22 protein-coding genes are annotated in these 24,355 nt (G+C 60.5%); 15 read left to right on the top strand and 7 right to left on the bottom strand.

From position 1 onward, the window contains the following. Positions 1–268: 268 nt before the first annotated feature. The 3 genes from LPU83_RS56775 to LPU83_RS56765 are packed head-to-tail and all read left to right on the top strand — an operon-like array spanning position 269 to position 5,238. The gene (locus tag LPU83_RS56775; protein ID WP_024314950.1) at positions 269–877 is read left to right on the top strand and encodes a TetR/AcrR family transcriptional regulator; all 609 of its coding nucleotides are present in this window, start codon (positions 269–271) and stop codon (positions 875–877) included. A 52-nt stretch (positions 878–929) separates the two neighbouring features. Then, positions 930–2,066 carry an efflux RND transporter periplasmic adaptor subunit gene (locus tag LPU83_RS56770; protein ID WP_024314949.1) on the top strand — a complete coding sequence of 379 codons (1,137 nt, stop codon included), beginning with the start codon at positions 930–932 and terminating at the stop codon, positions 2,064–2,066. Positions 2,067–2,091: 25 nt separating this feature from the next. Continuing rightward, positions 2,092–5,238, top strand: coding sequence for an efflux RND transporter permease subunit (locus LPU83_RS56765; protein WP_024314948.1), 3,147 nt, complete (start codon positions 2,092–2,094; stop codon positions 5,236–5,238). A 44-nt stretch (positions 5,239–5,282) separates the two neighbouring features. Here the strand turns inward: LPU83_RS56765 and LPU83_RS56760 are convergent, their stop codons facing one another. Continuing rightward, complete coding sequence (locus tag LPU83_RS56760) at positions 5,283–5,642, bottom strand: antibiotic biosynthesis monooxygenase (RefSeq protein WP_024314947.1); 360 nt, start codon at positions 5,640–5,642, stop codon at positions 5,283–5,285. Positions 5,643–5,769: 127 nt separating this feature from the next. On the opposite strand from LPU83_RS56760, the gene LPU83_RS56755 reads away from it, so the two are divergent. Further along, on the top strand, positions 5,770–6,645 hold the full coding sequence (locus tag LPU83_RS56755) for a LysR family transcriptional regulator (protein ID WP_024314946.1): 876 nt from the start codon (positions 5,770–5,772) through the stop codon (positions 6,643–6,645). Here LPU83_RS56755 and LPU83_RS56750 read toward each other — a convergent pair. From LPU83_RS56750 to LPU83_RS56740, 3 genes are all read right to left on the bottom strand, one after another. Further along, on the bottom strand, positions 6,638–7,561 hold the full coding sequence (locus LPU83_RS56750) for an ROK family protein (protein ID WP_024314945.1): 924 nt from the start codon (positions 7,559–7,561) through the stop codon (positions 6,638–6,640). The genes LPU83_RS56755 and LPU83_RS56750 overlap by 8 nt on opposite strands. Positions 7,562–7,635: 74 nt before the next feature. Next, the gene (locus tag LPU83_RS56745; RefSeq protein WP_024314944.1) at positions 7,636–8,970 is read right to left on the bottom strand and encodes a sensor histidine kinase; all 1,335 of its coding nucleotides are present in this window, start codon (positions 8,968–8,970) and stop codon (positions 7,636–7,638) included. A 2-nt stretch (positions 8,971–8,972) separates the two neighbouring features. Next, positions 8,973–9,626, bottom strand: a complete 654-nt coding sequence (locus LPU83_RS56740) for a response regulator (RefSeq protein WP_024314943.1) — start codon at positions 9,624–9,626, stop codon at positions 8,973–8,975. Between the two features lie 224 nt (positions 9,627–9,850). Here LPU83_RS56740 and LPU83_RS56735 point away from each other — a divergent pair, with 224 nt between their 5' ends. The 8 genes from LPU83_RS56735 (at position 9,851) to LPU83_RS56700 (ending at position 19,062) form a co-directional block, all read left to right on the top strand. Next, positions 9,851–10,804: a sugar-binding transcriptional regulator gene (locus tag LPU83_RS56735; RefSeq protein WP_024314942.1), complete on the top strand. Its 954-nt coding sequence runs from the start codon at positions 9,851–9,853 to the stop codon at positions 10,802–10,804. Between the two features lie 145 nt (positions 10,805–10,949). Continuing rightward, on the top strand, positions 10,950–12,260 hold the full coding sequence (locus LPU83_RS56730) for an ABC transporter substrate-binding protein (RefSeq protein ID WP_024314941.1): 1,311 nt from the start codon (positions 10,950–10,952) through the stop codon (positions 12,258–12,260). A 135-nt stretch (positions 12,261–12,395) separates the two neighbouring features. After that, positions 12,396–13,268 (top strand): carbohydrate ABC transporter permease, encoded by an 873-nt coding sequence (locus LPU83_RS56725; RefSeq protein ID WP_024314940.1) that lies wholly within the window; start codon positions 12,396–12,398, stop codon positions 13,266–13,268. Between the two features lies 1 nt (position 13,269). Beyond that, positions 13,270–14,100 carry a carbohydrate ABC transporter permease gene (locus LPU83_RS56720; RefSeq protein WP_037070076.1) on the top strand — a complete coding sequence of 277 codons (831 nt, stop codon included), beginning with the start codon at positions 13,270–13,272 and terminating at the stop codon, positions 14,098–14,100. Positions 14,101–14,118: 18 nt separating this feature from the next. Then, positions 14,119–15,117 (top strand): ABC transporter ATP-binding protein, encoded by a 999-nt coding sequence (locus LPU83_RS56715; RefSeq protein ID WP_024314938.1) that lies wholly within the window; start codon positions 14,119–14,121, stop codon positions 15,115–15,117. A gap of 107 nt (positions 15,118–15,224) precedes the next feature. Beyond that, entirely contained in the window at positions 15,225–16,706 is a 1,482-nt protein-coding gene (locus LPU83_RS56710; protein WP_024314937.1) for a mannitol dehydrogenase family protein, read from the top strand. Between the two features lie 83 nt (positions 16,707–16,789). Continuing rightward, positions 16,790–17,479 (top strand): HAD family hydrolase, encoded by a 690-nt coding sequence (locus LPU83_RS56705; protein WP_024314936.1) that lies wholly within the window; start codon positions 16,790–16,792, stop codon positions 17,477–17,479. Next, a complete protein-coding gene (locus LPU83_RS56700) occupies positions 17,479–19,062 on the top strand; it encodes an FGGY-family carbohydrate kinase (protein WP_024314935.1) in 1,584 nt (527 codons plus the stop codon). Before LPU83_RS56705 ends, LPU83_RS56700 begins: the two co-directional genes overlap by 1 nt. Positions 19,063–19,066: 4 nt before the next feature. Here LPU83_RS56700 and LPU83_RS56695 read toward each other — a convergent pair whose 3' ends face one another. Then, the gene (locus LPU83_RS56695; protein WP_024314934.1) at positions 19,067–19,921 is read right to left on the bottom strand and encodes a MurR/RpiR family transcriptional regulator; all 855 of its coding nucleotides are present in this window, start codon (positions 19,919–19,921) and stop codon (positions 19,067–19,069) included. Between the two features lie 230 nt (positions 19,922–20,151). Between LPU83_RS56695 and LPU83_RS56690 the strand changes: the two genes are divergently transcribed. Then, positions 20,152–20,865, top strand: a complete 714-nt coding sequence (locus tag LPU83_RS56690) for a sulfate transporter family protein (RefSeq protein ID WP_024314933.1) — start codon at positions 20,152–20,154, stop codon at positions 20,863–20,865. 36 nt (positions 20,866–20,901) lie between these two features. On the opposite strand, the gene nth is transcribed toward LPU83_RS56690, so the two are convergent. Next, entirely contained in the window at positions 20,902–21,684 is a 783-nt protein-coding gene (nth, locus tag LPU83_RS56685; RefSeq protein WP_024314932.1) for an endonuclease III, read from the bottom strand. A 22-nt stretch (positions 21,685–21,706) separates the two neighbouring features. On the opposite strand from nth, the gene LPU83_RS56680 reads away from it, so the two are divergent. Further along, positions 21,707–22,204 carry a DUF2244 domain-containing protein gene (locus tag LPU83_RS56680; RefSeq protein ID WP_024314931.1) on the top strand — a complete coding sequence of 166 codons (498 nt, stop codon included), beginning with the start codon at positions 21,707–21,709 and terminating at the stop codon, positions 22,202–22,204. Positions 22,205–22,272: 68 nt separating this feature from the next. Beyond that, positions 22,273–23,145, top strand: a complete 873-nt coding sequence (locus LPU83_RS56675; RefSeq protein WP_024314930.1) for a methylated-DNA--[protein]-cysteine S-methyltransferase — start codon at positions 22,273–22,275, stop codon at positions 23,143–23,145. A 15-nt stretch (positions 23,146–23,160) separates the two neighbouring features. Here the strand turns inward: LPU83_RS56675 and LPU83_RS56670 are convergent, their stop codons facing one another. Continuing rightward, positions 23,161–24,141: a sugar-binding transcriptional regulator gene (locus tag LPU83_RS56670; RefSeq protein ID WP_024314929.1), complete on the bottom strand. Its 981-nt coding sequence runs from the start codon at positions 24,139–24,141 to the stop codon at positions 23,161–23,163. Between the last annotated feature and the right edge of the window lie 214 nt (positions 24,142–24,355).

Below are 24,355 nucleotides of genomic sequence, written 5' to 3'. Positions count from 1 at the left end.
CCTGGTTTCTCAAGTCCCGCCTTATCTCAAAGCACTTGCGCCGCGGCCTAGGGCGGCGGGGCGGTATCGCCTGCCCTGCCGCGTCGAGCATTCCAATGCACAATCTGGCAACCCAAACGCCATCGCTGGAGTTAGGCGGTGGTGGGATCGCATTGGCGTTTGATCGTTCGGATCCTCAACGCACGAAAACCTTGACATATTACGATTGATATTTTACGACTGACGAAATTCAAAAATCGTCAGTCGTAAGCAAGGTGCGTGAAAATTGATCAACGATGCTGCGGAGAACACGATCGAACTAGCACGTCAGGAGAATGTGACGCGCATTCTCGACGCTGCCGAGCGGCTTTTCCGTCATTACGGATATTCAAAGACGACGGTTGCCGATATCGCTCGCGATCTCGGCATGTCGCCGGCCAACGTCTACCGTTTCTTTGCCTCGAAGGTGGAGATCCACCAGGCGATCTGCGGCCGCATGCTCGCCTTGAGCTATCAGATGGCCTGCGACACCTGCCACTTGCCGATCAGCGCCTCGGATCGGCTGCGCCGCTTCGTGCAGGGTCAATACCAGATGACGGTCGAGACCATGCTCGACCAGGAGAAGGTGCATGAGATGGTCATCGTCGCCATCGAGCGCGACTGGCACGTCATCGAGAAGCACGTCGACAGCATTCATGAATTGCTGGCTGATGTGATCCGTGAAGGGATCGCAGCTGGCGAGTTTGCCGAGCAGGACGCGGATGTCGCCTCCCGTTGTTTCGGGGCTGCAACCATCAGCCTCTGCCATCCGCAGATGGTGGCGCAATGTCTCGCCAAGACCAACCGCGCCACCGTCGATGAACTGGTCGAATTCACGATCAGGGCACTGAAAAAATAACGCGCGGCAAGGGCCGCAGATCAACCGATAACCGATTTCAGGAGTGCGAAAGATGATTTCGCTGAAGACAGTCCAGTTGCCGTCCTTTGTCAGTCTTGCGCTCCTTGGCGCCGTTGCGCTCGCCGTATCCGGCTGCAGCGAGGAGAAGAAGGCCGAGAGTGAAGAGATCATCCGGCCGGTCAAGGTGGTGGAAATTGCCGCGGCTGGCGATACGCGTGCGCTGGATTATTCCGGTGCGGTGAAGGCCCGCGTCGAGATGAACCTTGGCTTCCGCGTCGCAGGCAAGATCATCGACCGTCGCGTCAACATCGGCGATCGCGTCAAGCCAGGCGATCTGCTCGCTGAAATCGATCCGACCGATTACGAATTGGCGGTTAAGACCGCCGAGGCAAATCTTGCCGCTGCCGAAAAGGGTGTGGCGACCGCCGACCTTGCCAACAAGCGCGCCCAACAGCTCTATGACAAGAGCGTCACGGCAAAGTCACAGATGGAGCAGGCCGCGCTCAGCTACGATCAAGCGGTTTCGACACGGGATGCCGCAGCGTCGTCACTCGATCAGGCCAAGAACCAGGTCACCTATACAAAGCTCAAGGCTGACCGGAATGGTATCGTAACGTCGATCAGCGCCGACACTGGCGCTGTTGTCGCGGCAGGCACGCCTGTCGTCACCGTCGCGCTCGACGGCGAAAAGGAAGTGCAGATCGCCGTGCCGGAAAACGACATTGCGCAGTTCAAGCCCGGCAAGACGGTCAAGGCCAGCTTCTGGTCAGACAACAAGCTGGTGCTCGACGGCAAGGTGCGTGAGGTTTCCGGCAGTGCCGATGCGCAGTCGCGGACGTTCTCGGTTCGCGTCAGCCTTCCGACCGACGATCGCGTGCTGCTCGGCATGACGGCGACGATCGAGGCCGCCATTGGCAATGCCGAGACCAACGTCGCCATTCCGCTGAGTGCACTTGCCGAGAGGAACGGCAAAAAGATTGTCTGGGTCGTCGATCGCAATGCGTCAACCGTCCATGCCCGTGAAATCAAGGTCGCGGACTTCACCGGCGGCGGCGTCCATGTCGCCGACGGCCTGAAAACTGGCGATCTCGTCGTCTCGGCCGGCACGCAGTTCATGACCGAAAACCTCAAGATCAAGCTGCCGGAACAGCAGTCGGCGCAAGCCGAAACCGGCGACATCATTCGCTAGAGCCCGGCCAGGAGAGGATACGATCATGGACAACTCCACCGCCCAGAAGCGTCCCTTCAACCTGTCGCGCTGGGCCATCGGCCACCCGAGCATTGCGCGCTTCCTGTTTGGGCTGATCCTCATCACCGGCGTCCTCGGCTTGATGCGCATGGGTCAGAAGGAAGATCCGGATTTCACTTTCCGCGTTATGGTCGTGCAGGCCATATGGCCGGGCGCCTCCATCCAGGAAATGGAAGACCAGGTCGTCAACAAGATCGAGCGCAAGCTGCAGGAAACGCCGCATCTCGACTGGGTTAAATCCTATACGCGGGCTGGCAGCGCCATCATCACCCTGCAGGTCAAAGGCGATACCAACAGTGCGCAGGTGGCCGACGCCTTCTACCAAGTGCGCAAGAAGGTCGGCGACATCTCCAATGAGCTGCCGGAAGGGCTGCTCGGGCCCTATTTCAACGACGAGTTCGGCGATACTTACATCACGCTGCATTCGATCAGCGGCGATGGATACAGCTATCCCGAGTTGAAGAAGTTCGCCATCCAGGCGCGCGACATGCTGCTGACGACGCCCGGCGTCGAGAAGGCGGTGATCATCGGCGACCAACCCGAGAAGATCTACATCGACGTTTCCTCGAAGGCGCTGGCTGAACGCGGCCTGACCGTGCTCGACCTGCAGAATGCAATCAAGGGGCAGAACAGCGTCGATCCGGCTGGATCGGTCGATACCGGCACGCGTTCGGTGCGCATCTCCGTCGAAGGTGATGTCACGAAGGCGGAGGACATCCGCGAGCTGCGGCTAAAGGCCGGCAACCAGGTCACGCGCCTCGGCGATATCGCCACCGTCTATTCCGGCCTCGAAGATCCCTATCAGCGCAAGTATCGCTTCAATGGTCACGAGAGTGTCCAGGTCGGTGTCGTGATGGCCAAGGGCTTCAAGGTGACCGATGTCGGCAAGGATGTCGAAGCGACCTATCAGCGCTTCGAGGAATCGCTGCCCTACGGCGTGGCAGTCGACCAGATTTCCAACCAGCCCGACGTCGTCACCGATGCCATCAGCGAGTTCATGCATGCGCTCGGCGAAGCGCTGATCATCGTGCTCATCGTGTCCTTCCTGTCCATTGGCTGGCGCTCAGGTCTCGTTATCGCGATCGCTATCCCGCTTGTGCTGGCCGCGACCTTCGCCATCATGTACGAGCTCGGGATCGACCTGCAGCGCATCTCGCTCGGCGCCCTGATTATCGCGCTCGGCCTGCTCGTGGATGACGCCATGATCGTCGTCGAGTTGATGGAGCGAAAACTCGAGGAAGGTCTTGTGAAGATCGAGGCGGCGAGCTTCGCCTATTCCTCGACCGCCTTCCCGATGCTGACCGGCACGCTGATCACCACCGCTGGCTTTATTCCCGTCGGCTTTGCTGCATCGACAGCCGGCGAATATGTTCGCACGCTCTTCTATGTCGTCGGCATCGCGCTTGTCGTCTCATGGTTCGTCGCGGTCTATTTCACGCCCTGGCTCGGCTACATGATCCTGAAACAGCGCCATCATGCGGGCGAGCATCACGATGCCTTCGATACGCGCTTCTACCACCGCCTCAGAGCGACGGTGAGCTGGGCCGTGCGCCATCGCATCATCGTCATCGCGATGACACTCGTGACCTTCGTCACCAGCCTGTGGGCATTCCAGTTCATCCCGCAAAACTTCTTCCCGCAGTCGTCGCGCCCGGAAATCCTCGTCGACCTCTGGCTGCCCGAAGGCACCAGCATCAAGGAAGTCGAGACGCAGGCAAAGGCGCTCGAAGCCAAGATCATGGACGACAAGGACAAGAAATTCGTCGCCACGTATATCGGCGAGGGCGCCCCGCGCTTCTTCCTGCCGCTCGATCAGCAGCTTCGCAATCCGAACTTCGCGCAGCTTCTGGTTATGGCAAACGACGAGCCGGCGCGCGAACGGCTGATCGTGAAACTGCGGACCATCCTGGCGCAAGACTTCCCTGATATCCGCGGCAAGGTGGATCGTCTGTTCCTCGGCCCGCCGACGGGTTGGCCGGTGCAGATGCGCATCATGGGGCCTGATCGCCAGGACGTGCGCAAGATCGCGGACGAGGTGAAGGCAAAGTTCCAGGCCAATCCGCTGCTTGGCGCGATCCACGACGACTGGCTGGAGCCGGTAGCGGCAATGAAGCTGGTGATCGATCAGGATCGTGCCCGCGCTCTCGGCGTCTCCTCGCAGCGCGTTCGCCAGATGCTCCAGACGGCCGTGTCCGGTGCACCGCTCGACGACTTCCGCGATGGCGAGGAGACGGTGTCGATCGTCGCCCGGGAGCCGGAAGCGAACCGCGCCCTGCTGTCTGCCGTCAACTCGGTTTATGTACCGACGGATTTCGGCGGGTTCGTCCCAGTGTCGCAGGTTGCCAAGGTCGTGCCTGTCTTGGAGCAGGGGATCGAGTGGCGGCGTGACCGTCTGCCAACGATCACCGTGCGCGCAACGCTGCCCGATGGCGTGCAGTCCAATGACGTCGTCATGAAGATGTATGCCGACATGCAGTCCCTGCGCGACAGTCTGCCGGCCGGCTACAACATCGAGATCCAGGGCGGTGCAGAAGACTCCGCCGAAAGCCAGGCGTCGATCGCGGCCAAGGCGCCGATCATGCTCGTGGTCATCGTGCTCTTGCTGATGGCGCAGTTGCAGCACTTCGGCAAGGCGATGCTCGTGCTGGCGACCGGCCCGCTTGGGATCATTGGTGCGGCTGCGGCCTTGCTGATATCAGGCGCACCCTTCGGCTTCGTCGCCATCCTCGGAGTGATCGCACTGCTCGGCATCATCATCCGCAACTCGATCATCCTCGTCGACCAGATCGACCAGGACATCAAGGCGGGGATGCATCGGCAGGAAGCAATCGTCGGTGCAGCAGTCCGGCGCTTCCGCCCGATCATGCTGACGGCGCTGACGGCTGTCCTGGCGCTGATCCCGATCTCGCGTGGTGTCTTCTGGGGGCCGCTGGCTTACGCCATGATGGGCGGCATTCTGGTCGCGACGGTGCTGACGATCCTGGTGCTGCCGGCTGCGTACGCGCTGTTCTTCGGCAAGGAGCCGAAGGCGGCTGGCGCCGAAAGCGATCGGTCGAACGCCAATGACGACGCGGTGGATGATCGCCATCCCCCGGCTGTCGCTGCCGAGTGAAGTCAAAAGGCGCGGTGAAAGCCGCGCCTTTCTGCTTTGAGAGCTCAGCCTTCCGCGTTCGCGCGCTTTGGCAGCACGAGATCATCCACGGTGTAGGTGTGGAATTCGCTCGTCGAGACGCTGTCGAGCATGCGGAACTTCTCAAGAAAAGCCGGATCGGCGAAAAACTCGCCGACATTGCCTTCGTCCTGGATCGCTTCGATGTTGACGACGGTCGTGCCGTCCGTGCTTTTTGAAAGGTTGCTCCAGAGGAAGCCTTCCTTGCGCTCCGCGACATAGTGAACGACGTCCTGGATGATGCGGAAAGCCTCGTCCTGTTTTCCCGGATGGGCGTGAATGACGTTGACGATGAAGGTCGTGGGGGCGGGCGCGATGTTGAAGCCGGCGGCGTATTCTTTGGGCATGCGGGTCTCCGTGGTTGCAAGGCCGAGTTTTCGGCCAACGGGAGAGTGGTAGCCTTGTCCCTAGTACGGAAAAATGGGACGATGTTCCGAAAAGATCGGACTATTTTGTCCGCAATGGGAGGGGTACTTGGATAATTTTGGCGCGCTCGGAATATTCATACAGGCGGCCGAATTCCGCAGTTTCGCCAGGACAGGGCAGCAATTCGGTATTTCATCCTCGGCTGTCGGGAAAACAATTGCGCGGCTTGAGGATCGGTTGGGAGTGCGGCTCTTTCATCGCAGCACGCGCAGTATCACGCTGACGCCCGAAGGGGCGATGTTCCTTGAGCGCTGTCGGCGGATCGCCGGCGAGATCGAAGCCGCAGAGCTCGAGCTGGCGAGGACGAAGGCGGCGCCGCGTGGAAAGCTTCGTGTCAGTCTGCCATTGGCAGGCATGTTGTTCATGCCGACGATTACCGCCTTCATGCAATCCTATCCCGAGATCGAGCTGGACCTGGATTTTACCGATCGCCTTGTCGATGTGATCGAAGAGGGGTTCGATGCCGTCGTTAGAACCGGCGAGATCAGCGATTCACGCCTGATGACGCGCACGCTCGGCAAGTTCTCTCACCGCATCGTGGGCTCGAGCGAATACCTCGCCCGTATGGGCGTGCCGACGACATCGCAGGACTTGCGACGTCACTTTTGCCTGCATCACAAGTACCCCTCGAGCGGCAAACTGGAGCGATGGCCGTTCCGGACCGATGGCCCGTTGGATCTGCCCGTGTCCTCGATCGCGAGCACCTTGGAGCCGTTGATCTATATGGCCGAGCGCGGGATCGGGCTTGCTTGCCTGCCGCTCTTTACCGTGCGCGAACAACTCCGTTCGGGTCGGCTCATATCCGTGATGGAAGATGAGCTGGCAGACGTCGGCGCTTTTCGCATCCTATGGCCTGCCAATCGCTACCCGGCCCCGAAGATACAGGTCTTCGTCGACTACATGGCGCGGCACCTTTTCAGCTAGCCACGAAATCGGCTTCCGCTTTGAGGCCGAGCAGAGCGGCGCCGATCAGGCCGGGCTCGACGCGGCATTCGCTGCGCACCACCAGCGGGCGATCGAATTTGCGCAGGATGCGCTGCCGAACGGCCTTGTCGAGCTCTGCAAGCAGCGGTTCGACGTTGGAAAGCCCGCCGCCGACGGGGACGATGGTCGCGCCCGTGATGTTGATCGTCAGCGCGAGCGGTGAGGCGACGAGATCGACGAAGACGTCGATGGTGCGCGCCGACTTGGCCTCGCCCTTCAGCCAATCATCGATGATCTCCTGGCTGGAGAGGTCAATTTCATGCAGCGTCTTGTGCAGGCGTTCGAGACCACGCGCGCCGCCAACCGTATCGACGCAACCCTTCTGGCCGCAGCCGCAGGGATAGGCCGGAATCGCAACTGGCGGATTGCCTGCCTGTGATGCGAGCGCCGGGCCGTGGCCCCATTCGCCGGCAAAACCGCCAGCGGCATTGATCAGGCGGCCATCCGCAACGACACCGCCACCGACGCCCGTTCCAAGAATGGCACCCAAAACGATACGATGGCCGCGTCCGGCACCGAGATCGGCTTCCGCCATGGCGAAGCAGTCGGCGTCATTTGCGATCAATACCGGCAATCCGAGTTCGGCTTCCAGGTCGGCGGCGAGATTGCGGCCGTGGATGCAGGGGATGTTGGCGCAGGTGAGCCGCTGCGTGTCAGGATCGACCACGCCGGCGATCGAGAAGGCCAGGCGCCTCGGCTGCTCGCCGGTTTCTGCTATGATGGCGCGCAGCGTGTCGACGAAAGCAGCAAAATCGTCCTTGGGGGTCGGACGACGGCCGAGTGGCCTGATGTCGGCTTCGGAGTGTGCCACGCCGCCCTTGATGGCGGAGCCGCCGATGTCGAAAGAGATGATCATTCGGGTTCTGCTGGTTTGGATGGCTTCTGCGTCTGCTCGCACCCTTCCGCCGGTTTTGCAAGCCAAAATCCGGGCTAGGCTGGAAGCGTCATCTTCGCTTCGAACCCGGTTTTTGCGCCGGTCGCCGGCGACAACAACTCCAGCGTGCCGCCCATCTGGGAGACGATACGGTCGGCGATAGCCAGTCCGAGCCCGGAACCGGACGCTGTCGTCTTGCCGCGACTGAAGCGCTTTTTCAGACTCGCCATGTCGGCCTCGCGAACCAGCGGTCCGCCGTTGATGACGCGGATGATGCCGCCGCTTTCAAGGCTGACATTGACCGGCAGATCCGGATCGCCGTGCAGCAAGGCATTCTCGATCAGGTTTCGCGTGACGATGCCGAAAGCGTCCATGTCCGCGTTGCGGACGAGCTTTGCGTCCGGCGCCGCGGAATATCGAAGCCTACGATTCGTGCGGCTGTCGCGCTGGAAGTCGGTGACGACCATGTCCAGGACCGGGCGCAGGTCGACCGTGGTTGAGCTCCCACCGATGCCGGCTTCCGCGCGTGACAACTGCAAAAGCTTCTCTGCCAAACGGCCGAGATTGACCAGCGAAGCCTCGACCTGTTGGACGCGATCCTGCGTTGCACCGGGCGGCAGTTCCTCGATGAGGCGCTGAGCCTGTGCAAGCGCGCCGGCGATCGGCGTTCTCAGTTCGTGCGCGCTGTTGGCGGTGAATTCGCGCTCCGCTTCGAGGGCAGCGCGCAGGCGCCCGAGGAGCAGGTTGACCGATCGCGCAATTGGCCGTAGTTCGACCGGCAGCTTCTGGCCGTCGACCTCGGCCAAGTTGCCACTGTCCTTCGTCCCGATATCTCGCCGAAGCGTCTCGATCGGTCGCAGCGCGCGCCCGACGATGAACCAGATCGCGAAAATGCTGGCGGGAACGAGCGCCACCAAAGGGATGAGCAGTGTCACGGTGCTTTCGCGCACCGCCTCGCGCCGGTTCTTGAACCGATCGGCCACTTGCAGGAACAGAGAACCGTCGGCCGTCATCTCGGTATAGATTCGAGCCGTCGGCGTGTCGTGAAACCCCATGCGAAGCGGCGCGTCGAAGGGCTCGGCCGGGGCATCATTCGAGCGCAACGCTACCTTGCCGCTGGCGTCGCGCACCTGATAGGTCAAATACTCGCGTCTGGCCGCAGCGTCGAACATGGCCATGCTGTGCGGATCGATCTTCGTACTCTGGTTCAGATCGTCGAGGATCAGAGCCAGCAGGCGCTCGGTTGTCTCCTGCTGGGCGCCGTCGAAAATCTCATCGAATTCATGCTGCATCACCCGAAAGCTGAGGCCGATCGCAGCAAGCCAGAAGACGACCATGACGGTCGTCAGGGCAAGAATGAGCGGGCCGGTGATGCTGCGTTCGCGTTTCATCTTCATCCGATTGTGTAGCCGATGCCGCGTGCCGTGCGGATCCTGTCCTTGCCGATCTTCTTGCGCAAGCGGCTCACATAGACCTCGACCGTGTTGCTTTCGATCTCCGAGCCGAACGCATAGAGCGCTTCCTCGATCCGGTCCTTCGGAACGATCGCGCCTGGGCGCGCCGTCAAGAGGTCTAGCACCGCCCATTCGCGGCTCGTCAGGATGATCGTTTCGCCGGCCACGGAGAGCTGATGCAGGGGCCGGTTGATCTCGATATCGGAAATGCGGAGCACGGGATGCGGATTGGCGTCATAGCGGCGTGCCACCGCCATGATGCGCGCTTCCAACTCGTCCAGATTGAACGGTTTCACGAGGTAGTCGTCGGCGCCGGCGTTCAGCCCGTCGATGCGATCCGAGATCTGGTCTCGCGCCGTCAAGATGATAACGGGCGTCTTCAGGCCTCTTTCGCGAAAGCGGCGAAGAAACTCTACGCCGCTGCCGTCCGGGAGCTGAAGATCGAGAAGGATCACCCCGTACTCGACAGGTCGAGCCGCGGCGTCAGCATCGGCGAGATTTTGCACCCAGTCGACGGCATGATTGGCCGCGATGACGTGATCCCGCACTGCTCCACCAATCATTCTGTCATCTTCAACCAGCAGAATTCGCACAGTTTTTTCCTCGGTGCCAGTTAGCCCGCAGTTCAACCCTCGGTCAAGCAAGCCTTGATCGACAAAGATGACAAGCAGATGGCATCCAGCGACCGCGCCGCAAGTCAAAATAGGATGTGCAATTTCTCAATGCACTCGACATTTGCCCGAATTCTGGTTTGATCTGCCGCAATAGGCATCTTCGCGTCGGCTACGGCCGGTCCTTTCAGCATGGTAGAGACTTGATGGTAAGAAAATCCGAGACTTCGGGACGGCTGGATGACGCGGCGCGTGCAGGATGGCTCTACTACGTGGCGGGGCGAACACAGGATGAGATTGCCTCTTCCATGGGGATTTCGCGGCAATCGGCACAGCGTCTGGTGTCGCTCGCCGTTGCCGAACGGCTGATCAAGGTGCGGCTCGACCATCCGATCGCCGCCTGCCTCGAACTCGCCAATGCTGTGCGCAAGAAGTTCAACCTCAAGCATGTCGAGGTTGTGCCAAGCGACCCAGGCTCCAGTTCGACGACCGTCGGCATCGCGGAGGCAACTGCGGCCGAAATCGAGCGCTGGCTGAAGCGGGCGGATCCGATCGTGCTGGCGGTCGGGACAGGGCGAACGTTGAAGGCCGCGGTCGATCAGCTGCCCGCCATCGAATGTCCCAACCATCGTATTGTGTCGCTGACTGGCAACATCGCGCCCGACGGTTCGGCCGCCTATTACAACGTCATCTTCAGCATGGCCGACGCGGTGAAGGCGCGGCACTTCCCGATGCCACTGCCAGTCCTGGTGACGTCGGCGGAGGAGCGGGAAACATTACACGGCCAGCAGCTCGTCCGCTCGACGCTGGAGATCAGCGCGCAGGCGGACGTGACGTTCGTCGGAATCGGCGAGCTCGGCATCGACGGACCGCTTTGCGTCGACGGCTTCCTGGAGAAGGACGAGATGATGGAGCTGATGCGCAACGGCGCTGTCGGCGAGATCTGCGGCTGGGTATTCGACGGCGAGGGCAAGCTTCTCGACAACCCGATCAACGAGCGGGTGGCCTCTGCGTCGATCCCCTCGCGCGAGTCGTCGACCGTCATTGGAATCGGCAAGGGCAAGCGCAAATTCAAGGCGATCAAGGCTGCTGTAACAGGCCATCAGATCAATGCGCTTATCACCGATGAGGACACCGCTGAGTATCTGCTCAGGCCGTGAGCAAATATATATTCCATTAAATTCAAATGGATAACCTACATCTTCGCTGATGCAGCAACGAATGGTGATTGACATTTTTCTCCCATAGGCGAGTAATTGCTCATGAGCAAAGCGAATGCTCGCACTCATCTTCTGGGAGGAAGATATGACATTGAGAACTCTCCTGCTGGGCGCCTGCTCAGCACTGGCGTTTGCCGGCATGGCTTCGGCCGAAACGCTGACAATCGCGACCGTCAATAACGGCGATATGATCCGGATGCAGAAGCTGACGGATGACTTCAAGAAGAAGAACCCCGACATTGATCTCGAGTGGGTGACACTCGAAGAAAACGTCCTGCGCCAGAAGGTTACGACCGACATCGCGACCAAGGGTGGCCAATACGACGTTATGACGATCGGTACGTATGAAGTTCCGATCTGGGCCAAGCAGGGCTGGCTTCTGCCGCTCGACAACCTCGGCGCAGATTACGATGCCGACGACCTGTTGCCGGCAATCCGCAGCGGCCTGACCGCAGACGGCAAGCTCTATGCAGCGCCGTTCTACGGCGAAAGCTCGATGGTCATGTACCGCAAGGACCTGTTCGAAGCCGCCGGCCTGAAGATGCCTGACGCGCCGACCTGGGACTTCATCGCGGAAGCCGCGAAGAAGATCACCAACAAGGACAAGGAAATCTACGGCATCTGCTTGCGCGGCAAGGCTGGCTGGGGTGAAAACATGGCCTTCCGGACGGCTATGTCGAACTCTTTCGGAGCCCGCTGGTTCGATGAGCAGTGGAAGCCGCAGTTCGATCAGCCGGAGTGGAAGGACACGTTGAACTTCTACGTCAACCTGATGAAGGAAGCTGGACCTCCCGGTGCATCCTCGAACGGCTTCAATGAAAACCTGGCGCTCTTCCAGACCGGCAAATGCGGCATGTGGATCGACGCGACCGTTGCTGCCTCCTTCGTCAGCAACCCGAAGGAATCCACCGTCGCCGACAAGGTCGGCTTCGCTCTGGCTCCGGATAAGGGCCTCGGCAAGCGCGGCAACTGGCTCTGGGCCTGGAGCCTTGCAATTCCGGCGAGCTCGCAGAAGGTCGAAGCAGCCGAGAAATTCGTCGCTTGGGCAACGAGCAAGGATTACACCAAGCTCGTCGCCGAGAAGGACGGCTGGCTGAATGCACCTCCCGGCACGCGCTCTTCGCTCTATGCGAACGCCGACTACCAGAAAGCCGCGCCTTTCGCCAAGATGACGATCGACAGCATCAACGCGGCTGACCCGACCAAGCCGACCGTCAAGCCGGTCCCCTACGTCGGTGTCCAGTTCGTCGCTATCCCTGAATTCCAGGGCATCGGCACGGCCGTCGGCCAGCAGTTCTCAGCAGCTCTTGCAGGACAGGTCTCGGTCGATCAGGCGCTGCAGAGCGCGCAGCAGCTGACGACCCGTGAAATGACCAAGGCTGGTTACATCAAATAGATAACCTCCTGAGAAGGCGGGGCGTTTGACCTCCCCGCCCATCTGGGTCGCCGAATGCCCAAACTGCGTCGGCGACCCCCTTTGTCTCAGCTGTCCTGCAGTCGTCTGCCTCTTTGAACAGGATCGGTCATCGCCATGGCAACGTTACACACCCGCTCCGCAGCGCGAATGATGATCGCACCGTCCGTTGTGCTGCTCTTCCTGTGGATGATCGTCCCGCTCGCGATGACGATCTATTTTTCGACGCTGAACTACAATTTGCTCAGCCCGGGCATGGAAACCTTCGTCGGCTTCCTGAACTATAAATATTTCCTCACCGATCCGGCCTTTTTCTCCGCGTTGATCAATACGTTGCTGCTGGTGCTCGGCGTGCTCCTGATCACTGTCGTGGGCGGCATCGCGTTTGCGCTGCTCCTGAACCAGGATATCTACGGACAGGGCATCGTTCGCATCCTGGTGATTGCCCCCTTCTTCGTCATGCCGACGGTTGCGGCTTTGGTGTGGAAGAACATGTTCATGAACCCGGTCAACGGGCTCTTTGCACATCTCGCCAAGGCGCTTGGATTGCAGCCCTATGACTGGCTTGCCAATGCGCCGCTCTTCTCGATCATTCTGATCGTCGCCTGGCAGTGGCTGCCCTTTGCGACACTGATCCTGCTGACCGCCCTGCAGTCGCTGGACGAAGAGCAGCAGGAGGCCGCCGAGATGGATGGCGCCGGTGTTGTTTCGAAGTTCATCTACATCATCCTGCCGCATATGGCCCGCGCCATCACGGTGGTGATCCTCATCCAGACAATCTTCCTGCTCTCGGTCTTTGCCGAAATCCTGGTCACCACCAACGGCGGCCCCGGCACGCAGAGCACGAACCTCACCTATCTCGTCTATGTGCAGGCGCTTCTGCAGTTCGATATCGGCGGCGCTTCGGCAGGCGGTATCGTCGCGGTCATCCTCGCCAACATCGTTGCGATCTTCCTCGTGCGCCTTGTCGGCAAGAATCTGGAGGCTTGAGATGGCTAGAAAAGTCACAACTCAGCGCAAGGTGGTCATGACCGCCATCGCCTGGACGCTCGGCATCCTGATCTTCTTCCCGATCCTCTGGACCTTCCTGACGAGCTTCAAGACGGAAGCGGATGCCATCGCCTCGCCGCCGCAGTTTCTGTTCTTCCACTGGACGACGGAGAGCTATACGGAAGTGCAGAGCCGCTCAAACTATCTCAGCCACTTCATGAACTCGGTGATCATTTCCTTCGGCTCGACGCTGATCGGCCTGATCATCGCCATTCCAGCCGCCTGGGCGATGGCGATTTCGCCGACCAAGCGGACGAAGGACGTGCTGATGTGGATGCTGTCGACCAAGATGATGCCGCCGGTCGGCGCGCTGATCCCGATCTACCTGATGTTCCGCAACTCCGGCCTGCTCGACAGTCGCCTCGGCCTGGTGATCATCCTGACGCTGATCAACCTGCCGATCATCGTGTGGATGCTTTACACCTACTTCAAGGAAATTCCCGGCGAGATCCTGGAAGCCGCGCGCATGGACGGCGCCTCGCTTGCCAAGGAAATCATCTACGTGCTGACGCCGATGGCGGTCCCGGGCATCGCCTCGACGCTGCTTCTCAACATCATCCTGGCTTGGAACGAAGCCTTCTGGACGCTCAACCTCACCGCGTCGAAAGCGGCGCCGCTGACGGCGTTCATCGCTTCCTATTCCAGCCCCGAAGGCTTGTTCTACGCCAAGCTTTCGGCAGCCTCCACCATGGCGATCGCGCCGATCCTGATCCTCGGCTGGTTCTCGCAGAAACAACTCGTCCGCGGCCTGACCTTCGGCGCGGTGAAATAAGACATCAGGGAGACAAACATGGGAAGCATTACCCTTCAGAAAGTTTCGAAGGTCTTCGGTGAAGCCAAGGTCATCCCTTCGATCGACCTCGAGATCAAGGACGGCGAGTTCGTCGTCTTCGTCGGCCCGTCCGGCTGCGGCAAGTCCACCCTGCTCCGACTGATTGCCGGTCTTGAGGATGTCAGTGGCGGCAACATCGTCATCGACGGCAGGGATGCAACGGAAAAGGCTCCGTCGGAACGTGGTCTAGCGATGGTGTTCCAATCCTATGCGCTCTACCCGCATATGAGTGTGCGCAACAACATCGCCTTTCCGCTGAAGATGGCAAACATGGACAAGGCGGAGATCGACAGGAAGGTTGCCGATGCCGCCCGGGTTCTGAACTTGACTGACTACCTCGAGCGGAAGCCGCGACAGCTTTCGGGCGGCCAGCGCCAGCGCGTGGCGATCGGCCGTGCGATCGTGCGCCAGCCTTCGGCCTTCCTCTTCGACGAGCCGTTGTCGAACCTCGATGCTGCTCTGCGCGTCAACATGCGCCTGGAGATCAGCGAGCTGCACCAGCAGCTGAAGACGACGATGATCTACGTCACCCATGACCAGGTGGAAGCCATGACCATGGCCGACAAGATCGTCGTACTGAACCGTGGAAATATCGAGCAGGTGGGTTCGCCGCTCGAGCTCTATCACAAGCCGCGCAATCTCTTCGTCGCCGGCTTCATCGGCTCACCGAAGATGAATCTCGTGAAAGGCCAATATGCTGCGCAGTTTGGTGCGCACACGATCGGGGTTAGGCCCGAGCACATGTTGCTTTCGACCGAAAGCGGCGACTGGAAGGGCAAGGTGATGGTCGCCGAGCACCTCGGCGCCGACACCTTCCTGCATGTCGATGTCGAGGGTATCGGCCATGTTACCGCGCGGGGCGGCGGCGATTTCCCGGCCAAGGCCGGCGACCTCGTCTATCTGACGCCCGACAAGACGCGGATCCACAAATTCAACGAAGGCGGCCTCGCCATCTGAGCGCATTGTTGCCGGGTTGGGGACGAAAGCGCAACGCCGGACAAGGTGCCCGGCGTGCCGATACCGGGGTCGCAGCCGAGCCCGAAGACCTTCAAGAGGACTGAAACATGACGTGCAAACTATCGCTGGCAACGCTTTCCGAGGCGGCAAAGACGGCCGCCGTACCGACCTATGAGCGGGCGTCGCTGAAAGCGGGCATCGTGCACTTCGGCGTGGGCAATTTCCACCGTGCCCATCAGGCCATCTATCTCGACGACCTTTTCAATCTGGGCCAGGATCATGACTGGGCGCTTGTCGGCGCTGGTATCCTGCCGTCCGATGCAGCGATGCGCGAAAAGCTCGCCGCCCAAGACTTCCTGACGACCGTCGTCGAGCAGGACAACAACAAAACCGCCGCGCGGATCACCGCGCCGATGGTCGACATCCTGCCGGTGGGCGATGTCAGGACGATCATCGCCAAGCTCGCGGATCCCACGATCCGTATCGTTTCGATGACGATCACCGAGGGCGGCTATTTCATCGACGCATCTGGTAAGTTCAATCCCGACCATCCGGCGATCGCTGCGGATGGCCAGAACCCTGCCGAGCCGAAGACGGTCTTCGGCCTTGTTGTCGCCGGCCTCAAGGCGCGCAAGGAAAAGGGCATCGTGCCTTTCACCGTCATGTCCTGCGACAACATCCCCCATAACGGCGTCGTCACCGCGAATGCCGTTATCGGCACAGCACGGCTTTCGGATCCTGCCTTTGCCGACTGGGTCAAGGCGAACGTCGCGTTCCCGAATGCCATGGTCGACCGCATCACGCCGGCCACCGGACAGCGCGAAATCGATCTCTTGAAGAATGCCTTCGGCATCGAAGACAACTGGCCGGTCTATTGCGAAGAGTTCAAGCAGTGGGTGCTGGAAGACAAGTTCACCGCCGGACGCCCGGCGCTGGAGAAGGTCGGGGTCACCTTCGTGCCGGATGTGACGCCCTACGAGCACATGAAGATCCGCATTCTCAACGGCGGCCACGCGGCGATCGCCTATCCCGCAGCGCTGATGGACATCCACTTCGTACACGACTCGATGGAAGATCCGTTGATCCGGGCCTTCTTGGCGAAGCTGGAAAAAGAAGAGATCATCCCGATCGTTCCGCCGGTTCCCGATACCTCGCTGACGGACTACTTCGCGCTGATCGAGCACCGACTGCTCAATCCGAAAATTGCCGATACGATCCCGCGTCTGGCGCAGGACGGATCGAACCGGCAGCCGAAATTCATACTGCCGTCGACGCAAGACAATCTGAGCCAGGGCCGCGATGTCGTCGGCCTGGCGTTGGTTTCGGCACTGTGGTGCCGCTACTTCGCTGGAAAAACGGATAGTGGCAAGGACATTGTCTTCAACGACGCCAGCGCCGACCGGCTGCATGCGGCGGCTTTGAAGGCCAAGGATGATCCGATGGCCTTCCTCGCCTTCGACGACATCTTCGGCGCGGTGTCGAAATCCGAGCTGTTCCGCAAGCGCTTCGCCCACGCATTGAAAACCTTGTGGGAAAAGGGCACGCGTGAAACCCTACAGCTTTATCTCGACAATAAGCTTGCTGTGTAAGGATCAGTGGCGGCATTCCTGCCGCCGCCTCCGCCCCGTCCGGCGGATGGGTTCTTCCTGCACCAATTGCGATTGGGTCTACCATGGCTGAGGCTGAAACACGGCTGGTCATTTTCGATTGCGACGGCGTTCTTGTCGATAGCGAACCGATATCGGTGAGCGTCTTGGTCAAGGCGATGAACGATCTCAACGTTCCGATTACCGAGGAGGAGGTCTACGGGCGTTTCCTCGGGCGAAGTCTCGCAACGGTGATCGAGACGATGAAGTCCGAATACAACGTCCACCCGGGCCAGGAATTCCTCGAGCAGATCCGTACAGACCTCTACGCCCGGTTTCGCAAGGAGTTGAAGCCGATGGACGGGATCGCCGAGACGATCGACACCCTCGGCATTCCCTGTTGCGTCGCCTCCTCAAGTCAGGTCGAACGCATTCGCCTGTCGTTGACGGTCACCGGCCTGATCGACCGGCTGCCTGATATTTTCAGCGCGACGATGGTCAAGCATGGCAAGCCGGCGCCCGACCTCTTCCTGCATGCAGCGCGCGAAATGAACGTCGATCCGGCAAATTGCGTCGTCGTCGAAGACAGCCCTGCTGGGATCGAGGCGGCGAAGGCCGCAGGCATGACGGTATTTGCCTTCACCGGTGGTTCGCACGCCAATTTTTCCGGCTATCGCGCTGAACTTGACCGGCTTTCGCCTGAAGCCGTGTTTGACGCGATGCCGGATTTGATACACCTTATCCGCAAACATAAGCAGGATGGGATGCACCTTTAATGCCTCAGCATGTGGTTGCGGTCGATATCGGCACGGGCAGTGCGCGCGCCGGCGTCTTCGACGCTCGCGGCGCGCTGCTGGGCAAGGCCGAACACCCGATCATCATGAACAGGCCGCGTGAGAACCACGCAGAACACGATTCCGAAGACATCTGGTCGGCGGTCTGCATTGCCGTGCGCAAGGCGATGGAGCAATCGGGTGCGGCGCCTGCATCGGTGGGCGCGATCGGCTTCGACGCCACCTGTTCGCTCGTCGTGCGCGATGTCGATGGCGGCCAGATCAGCGTTTCCACCGGCGGAGAACGGCGCTTCGACACGATCGTCTGGCTCGACCATCGGGCGCTGAGAGAAGCCGATTTCTGCACGGCCACGGAGCATCCCGTGCTGGAGCATTCCGGGCATTTCATGTCGCCGGAAATGGAAATGCCAAAGCTGATGTGGCTGAAGAAAAAGCTGCCTGGCACCTGGATGAACACCGGCTATCTGTTCGACCTCGCCGATTTCATGACCTGGAAGGCGACCGGCGCGCTTGCCCGCTCGCGCTGCACGCTGACGGCCAAGTGGAACTATCTCGCGCATCTCAACAAGGGGTGGCAGAAGGATTTTCTCGAGCAGATCGGGCTTGATGACCTCCTCGAACGTGGACGGCTGCCGGAGGAAACAGTGCCGGTCGGCGAGAGTGTCGGGACGCTGACGCAGGAAGCCGCCTCGGCGCTCGGATTGACGACGGCGTGCCATGTCTCCGCAGGCATGATCGATGCCTATGCAGGGGCGCTGGGCGCGCTTGGCGGTGAGGCACAAGATGCCCGCCGGCTGGAACGCCAACTTGCGCTCATTGCCGGCACGTCGAGCTGTATCGTGTCCTTCTCGCGCGAGCGCAAGCCGAGTCACGGCATGTGGGGTCCATACTACGAAGCTGTCTTTCCAAAGTCCTGGCTGGTTGAGGCAGGGCAATCGGCGACGGGTGCGTTGCTCGATCATATCGTGCGGATGCACGCGGCTGGCGGCGAACCGACTGCGGCGCTGCATCAGAAGATCGTCTTCCGCATTGCGCAGCTTCGCTCCGAGGAGGGGGACGAATTCGGCGCCCGGATCTTCGTCCTGCCTGATTTTCACGGCAACCGCTCGCCGCTCGCCGACCCGCATGCCGTCGGCGGTATCAGCGGTCTGACCCTCGACACGTCCTTCGATGGGCTCTGCGCGCTCTATTGGCGCACAGCAGTGGCGATTGCGCTCGGGATCCGCCACATCCTCGAGCGGATGAAGGAATATGGCTATGTGCCGGACACGTTGCATGTCGCTGGCGGCCACGTGAAGAACCCGGTGCTGATGGAGCTCTATTCGGATGCAACCGGCTGCAAGGTTGTGGTGCCGAAGATGAACGAGGCCGTACTCCTTGGCACGGCGATGGCCGCTTCCGTAGCCTGCGGTCTCTATGGAGATCTCGCAGAAGCCGGATCGGCCATGTATCCCGGCGGCGAAGAGCGACTGCCGAATGCGGCCAAACGGGCCCTTTATGACCGCGATTATCGCAGGCTGCTTGGCATGTATCGTCATCGCGCCGAACTGGAGGCGATGGAGTAGACGCCTAGCGGTTTCCGCCCTCCCCGAGCATGCTACCAAATTCGGTCATACGACGGGTGCGGGCACTCGCTTCTTCGCCGGCGGCGGCGATCACGGCTTCTGACAGACAGTCGAGCAGGGCCATCAGCGGTGGCAGGTTGTCGTCGCCATCGGAGCGGGCAGACGGAAGGGCGAGCACAAGATTGGCCTGATCGGGAATCCAGTTGGCGCCTTGTGCGGTGATCAGGATGACCTTGTATCCGTAGCGCCGTGCCGTCCGGGCCAGCAAGCGGGCTTTGCCGAAACGACGACTGTCGATCACGACGAGCAACGCGTCATTGCCATCGAGCCGTGCGAAAAGCTCGGCGAAACGGCTGCCCGTTCCATCAAGCGCATGAATGCCGTCGCGGGCATAGGTCAATCGCTGTGCAAAGTGGGACGCGAAACCGGACAGGCGCGCATGCGAGGCGACAAAAACCTCATGAGCGGCCGATATCATCGACACTGCCTCGTTCCACTGTGGCTGGCCCGTCAGATGGTAGATATGGTGCAGCGCCTGGATCTGTTCGGAGACAAGTACCGCGAGCGGCTTACCGGCGGAAGCGTCGGTCTGCAGCTCGGTGAGCGACGCCTGCATCTGCGTCGGCGAGATGGCGCTTGTCTCGCGAATGTGGACCTTGACGCTGTCGAGCCCCTGATAGCCGAGCGCACGCAAAAAACGGCCCACCGTCATTGGGCTCAGATCCAGCCGATCGGCAACGGAGGCGGCTGTTTCGAACGGCAGGTCGTTCAGATGCTCGGAGAAATATTTCGCGATCCGTCGTTCGGCCGGGGTGCCGGACTTGGCATATTGGCGGAGCTTCTGGACAAAATCTTCCACGTCAGCCGTCCTGATCTTCCCGGAAGCATTTCTCGGATATGCAGGGCCCACCCTTGTCGTTTGCAACTATTCCGGAAGCTGCGTCTCAGGATCAAACACTCATAGATGATAAATTACTATATATTAACATAGATTTTCCGACAAGTTTTGGGTCGATCGACGGAATTTATTTCAGCCTTGCCGTTCAAAGTGCAGATTCCTACATGGTTATTGCAACCGGAGACCTCAGGATGATCTTTCAGGCGTCACGCCTATCCCTCATCAATCTTTTTGCTGCGGAAACACGCTCAGTCTTCTGGAAGGTCCTGGGATTGACTCTTCTGGTGCTTGCCGGGCTTTGGCTGGCGCTGCGCAGTGCCTTTATGTCGTTCGTTTTTCCGTGGATTGCCAGCTTTTTTCCCGCGATGCCGGATTGGGCGGGGTGGCTCGGCTTCGTGTTTGCGATCGCTGCCGCCATCGGGCTTGCGCTCGGGTTGGCGCTGTTGCTGTCACCGGTAACAGCGCTGATCGCCGGCCTGTTTCTCGACGATGTGGCCGAGGTGGTGGAAAAGCGGGACTATCCCTCGGATCTGCCTGGCACAGCAATGCCGCTCGGTCCGGCGCTCGCAAGCTCTATCAAGTTTCTCGGCGTCGTCATCCTTGGCAATATCATCGCGCTCTTCCTGCTCTTCGTGCCGGGCATCAACCTGATCGCGTTCTTCCTCGTCAACGGCTACCTGCTTGGCCGGGAATTCTTCGAGTTTGCCGCGATGCGGTTCCGTTCGCCGCAGGAGGCACGGTCGTTCCGCGCCAAGCATGCGGCGACGGTCTTTCTCGCGGGGCTTGTCATTGCTGCCTTCCTGGCCATCCCGATCGTCAATCTGCTGACGCCGCTCTTCGCCGCCGGGCTGATGGTGCACCTGCACAAACTGATTTCCCGCGAGGACATGGGACTTCGCGGCTAAGGGTCAGGTGGAGCGTGCCGAAATCTGCCTCCAGGCTTACTCGACGGCCTCTCCAATCACTTGGCGCGGTAGCTCGACCAGCGGCGCCGGCACGTCGCAGGTCTTCTCGGGCGATTTGCAGATGTCGGCGATGACGCAACGCTCACATTCCGGCTTGCGGGCCTTGCAGGTGTAGCGGCCATGCAGGATGAGCCAGTGGTGCGCGTGATAGAGGTAGCGCTTCGGGACGACCTTCATCAGCCGTTCCTCGACCTCATCCGGCGTCTTACCCGGCGCCAGCCTGATGCGGTTGGCGATGCGGAAAATGTGGGTATCCACCGCCATTGTCGCCTGACCGAAGGCCATGGAGAGCACGACGTTGGCGGTTTTGCGGCCAACACCGGGAAGCGTCACCAGCTCGTCGCGCGTTTGCGGCACGACGCCGCCGAATTTCTCGACCAGGATCTGCGAGAGAGCGATGACGTTCTTCGCCTTGTTGCGATAAAGGCCGATCGTCTTGATGTAATCCCGCACCCGTTCCTCACCGAGCGCCAGCATCTTTTCGGGCGTGTCGGCGATCTTGAAGAGCGCGCGCGTCGCCTTGTTGACGCCGGCATCCGTCGCCTGGGCGGACAGGGCCACGGCGACGACAAGTGTGAACGGGTTTGTATGCTCAAGTTCGCCACTGGGCTCCGGGCGCTGGACGGAGAAGCGGCGGAATATCTCCTCGCGCTCGGCTTCGGAATAGGCGGAACGGATCGTTGCCGGCTTCTTGCGGTGAAGGATCACTTTTGAGGTCTGCGGCGATGTGGCGGCGGATTTGAGTTTCGGAGTTGGCATGGAAAACCTATACTTGGCAGCCATGATGGAAAGCAACGCTGATAGAGCCAACGAACAACCTGTTTTTGCCGCCGAGCTTTTTCCTTATCGGTCGCTTGGCCGCAAGGGTTTCAAGGTCTTGCTGCTTGTGACCGGTGCGGTGTGTTGCATGTATGGCATGTTCTTTGTGGCGACGGGCGCCTGGCCGATCGGCTTCTTTTTCGGGTTGGATTTTCTGTTGCTCTACGGCGCCTTCTGGTTGAACTACCGTTCCGGCCGGGTGCGGGAGGAAGTGACCGTGTCGCGTAGTGATATTTTGGTGCGCAAGTTCGCGCCTTCCGGGCGGATGGTCGAACATCATTTCAATCCCTTCTGGACGCGCTTCTTCGTCCGCCGGCATCAGGAAATCGGCATCCTTTCCATGTATATTTCCGGGGAGGGGCGGGGCACGGATATCGGTTCCTTCCTCAATCCCGATGACCGCGAAAGCTTTGCCAGGGCCTTCAAGCGGGCGCTTGCCACCGTCAAGCAGCGGATTTGATCGGCACGCAAGAATCGGGTGGTTTGCGAGGGCCACTTGACTATCTCCTTGGTACAAGGAGAAAGATCATGAATATGGTAGCCAAGCTGAACAACGACATCACGCCCGATGGCTCTGATTATGAGACCGTACGCCAGGTGATCGAACTCATCACCGAGGACTATCGCGATCAGCCGTCTCTCGAAACGATTGCAGCGCGGCTGAGCCAATCGCCGACGCAGTTGCAGAAGACGTTTACGCGGTGGGCCGGCCTGTCTCCGAAGGCTTTCCTGCAGGCCGTCACGCTCGACCATGCAAAGCGGCTTCTGCGCGAAGAAGCGATGCCATTGCTGGAGACGTCGATCGAGGTCGGGCTTTCCGGCCCCAGCCGTCTGCACGATCTGTTCGTCACGCATGAGGCCATGTCACCTGGCGAATGGAAGGCCAAGGGCGGCGGGCTGACGATCCGCTACGGCTTCCATCCTTCGCCGTTCGGCGTTGCGCTCGTCATGGCGACGGACCGTGGCCTGGCGGGGCTTGCTTTCAGCGATCTCGGGGACGAGGCGGCTTGTCTTGATGACATGACATGCCGCTGGCCGAATGCGAGTTACGTCGAGGATGCCGAAGCAACAGCGCCCTATGCCGAGCGCATATTCGAGCCCGGCCGCTGGACGTCGGAGCAGCCGCTGCGCGTCGTGCTGATCGGCACCGATTTCCAGGTGGAGGTATGGGAAAGTCTGTTGAAGATTCCCTTCGGCAGGGCCGTCACCTATAGCGATATCGCCAATGACATCGGCCGGCCAAAGGCGATGCGCGCGGTTGGTGCGGCGGTCGGTGCCAACCCGATTTCCTTTGTGGTCCCCTGCCATCGGGCGGTCGGCAAGGGCGGCGCCTTGACCGGCTATCACTGGGGCCTCACCCGCAAGCGGGCCATACTGGGCTGGGAAGCCGCCCACGCCTGAGGCTGGCTTCGGCTTTTATTGTGCCGCTAGGTCCAGCAGCACCTTGGCGGCACTTTCGTCGGTAATCAGCGTATTGCAGCCGATCCGCTTGATCGTGGCCCGAATTGCCACGGCGCGATGGGCGCCGCCCGATGACAGCACGATGTGCTTTGCTTTTTTCAGCGTGTCGAGGTCCACCGACATGACGCGGCTGTTGATCGAGTGATCGATCGTATTGCCGTCCTTGTCGAGGAAGTTGAACATGGTGTCGCAGACGCAGCCGGCGTCGATCAGCTGCTGCAACTCGGCCTTCGAGATCCAGCCTTCCGACAAGGACGTGGAATGCGGCCCGATGTCGCCGCAGCTGACGATCGCGAGATCCAGCGTTTCCGCCAGGCGATAAATCGTGTCCAGCCCGCATTTTTCGACAAGGTTTCGCTTCGTCTCGGTCGAATCCACAAGCAGCGGCGCGAGGAACATGTAGCACTCCGCACCGAGCTGGCTCGCCAGACGCCAGGTGTAGTCGATCGGGTTCGTCTGGTGGACGGCGACGACGCCGCCGAGCAGGGAGACGACCTTGCAATTGTCGCGCCGAGGCGGCCGAAAACTGGACAGCGATGCGGTCATGGTGCGGCCCCAGCCGACGCCGATGGTGTAATCGTCGGGAATGGCCTCGGAGAGAAACTGTCCAAGCGCAAGCCCGACGCTCTTGGCTAGCGAGTTGGCGTCGGGGTGTGCGGGTGCGGGGACGACGATCGCCTCGTCGAGGCCGTAAGCGCGCTCGAGTTTGACCGATAGTTCGACGCAGTCGCCAATCGAGTCGTTGATCCAGATCTGCACTTCGCTGCGCTTCATCGCCTCGTCGAGCAGGCGAATAACAGTCGTGCGGCTGATGCCGAGCTGTTCTGCGACGTGCTTCTGGGTCAGGCCCTGATTGTAATAGAGCCAGGCGGCACGCAGCCTGAGCGAGGATGCCTCAGAATAAGCCGTGTGCGTGCCGCGTTTGAGCTTGACCACATCTCCTCCGGAGCGAATTGCGCCCTAGTTTTACGATCAAGCCAGGACGGATTCGTATTTTGCCCGATAATGACGAGTGTGACACTTATGTCAATTGAAATGCGCAAATGTCCTTGACATATCTAGGGAGGAATGGCGATAGTCGCCGCGAAGAAGTCGCTTCTGTGCGTCCGAGGAGGTAATGTGCAGGCAAGCGGGAAATCCCCATCGGCCT

The organism is Rhizobium favelukesii (assembly GCF_000577275.2).
Taxonomy (GTDB): Bacteria; Pseudomonadota; Alphaproteobacteria; order Rhizobiales; family Rhizobiaceae; genus Rhizobium; species Rhizobium favelukesii.
Note: the sequence above shows the minus strand (reverse complement) of the source record. Positions and strands in the feature narration are given on the sequence as shown.

Coding starts and splice junctions, on each gene's coding strand:
- LPU83_RS56770 (WP_024314949.1), top strand. CDS start 930: ATGATTTCGCTGAAGACAGTCCAGTTGCCGTCCTTTGTCAGTCTTGCG.
- LPU83_RS56765 (WP_024314948.1), top strand. CDS start 2,092: ATGGACAACTCCACCGCCCAGAAGCGTCCCTTCAACCTGTCGCGCTGG.
- LPU83_RS56760 (WP_024314947.1), bottom strand. CDS start 5,642: ATGCCCAAAGAATACGCCGCCGGCTTCAACATCGCGCCCGCCCCCACG.
- LPU83_RS56750 (WP_024314945.1), bottom strand. CDS start 7,561: ATGATCATCTCTTTCGACATCGGCGGCTCCGCCATCAAGGGCGGCGTG.
- LPU83_RS56745 (WP_024314944.1), bottom strand. CDS start 8,970: ATGAAACGCGAACGCAGCATCACCGGCCCGCTCATTCTTGCCCTGACG.
- LPU83_RS56735 (WP_024314942.1), top strand. CDS start 9,851: ATGGTAAGAAAATCCGAGACTTCGGGACGGCTGGATGACGCGGCGCGT.
- LPU83_RS56730 (WP_024314941.1), top strand. CDS start 10,950: ATGACATTGAGAACTCTCCTGCTGGGCGCCTGCTCAGCACTGGCGTTT.
- LPU83_RS56725 (WP_024314940.1), top strand. CDS start 12,396: ATGGCAACGTTACACACCCGCTCCGCAGCGCGAATGATGATCGCACCG.
- LPU83_RS56720 (WP_037070076.1), top strand. CDS start 13,270: ATGGCTAGAAAAGTCACAACTCAGCGCAAGGTGGTCATGACCGCCATC.
- LPU83_RS56715 (WP_024314938.1), top strand. CDS start 14,119: ATGGGAAGCATTACCCTTCAGAAAGTTTCGAAGGTCTTCGGTGAAGCC.
- LPU83_RS56710 (WP_024314937.1), top strand. CDS start 15,225: ATGACGTGCAAACTATCGCTGGCAACGCTTTCCGAGGCGGCAAAGACG.
- LPU83_RS56705 (WP_024314936.1), top strand. CDS start 16,790: ATGGCTGAGGCTGAAACACGGCTGGTCATTTTCGATTGCGACGGCGTT.
- LPU83_RS56700 (WP_024314935.1), top strand. CDS start 17,479: ATGCCTCAGCATGTGGTTGCGGTCGATATCGGCACGGGCAGTGCGCGC.
- LPU83_RS56690 (WP_024314933.1), top strand. CDS start 20,152: ATGATCTTTCAGGCGTCACGCCTATCCCTCATCAATCTTTTTGCTGCG.
- nth (WP_024314932.1), bottom strand. CDS start 21,684: ATGCCAACTCCGAAACTCAAATCCGCCGCCACATCGCCGCAGACCTCA.
- LPU83_RS56680 (WP_024314931.1), top strand. CDS start 21,707: ATGATGGAAAGCAACGCTGATAGAGCCAACGAACAACCTGTTTTTGCC.
- LPU83_RS56675 (WP_024314930.1), top strand. CDS start 22,273: ATGAATATGGTAGCCAAGCTGAACAACGACATCACGCCCGATGGCTCT.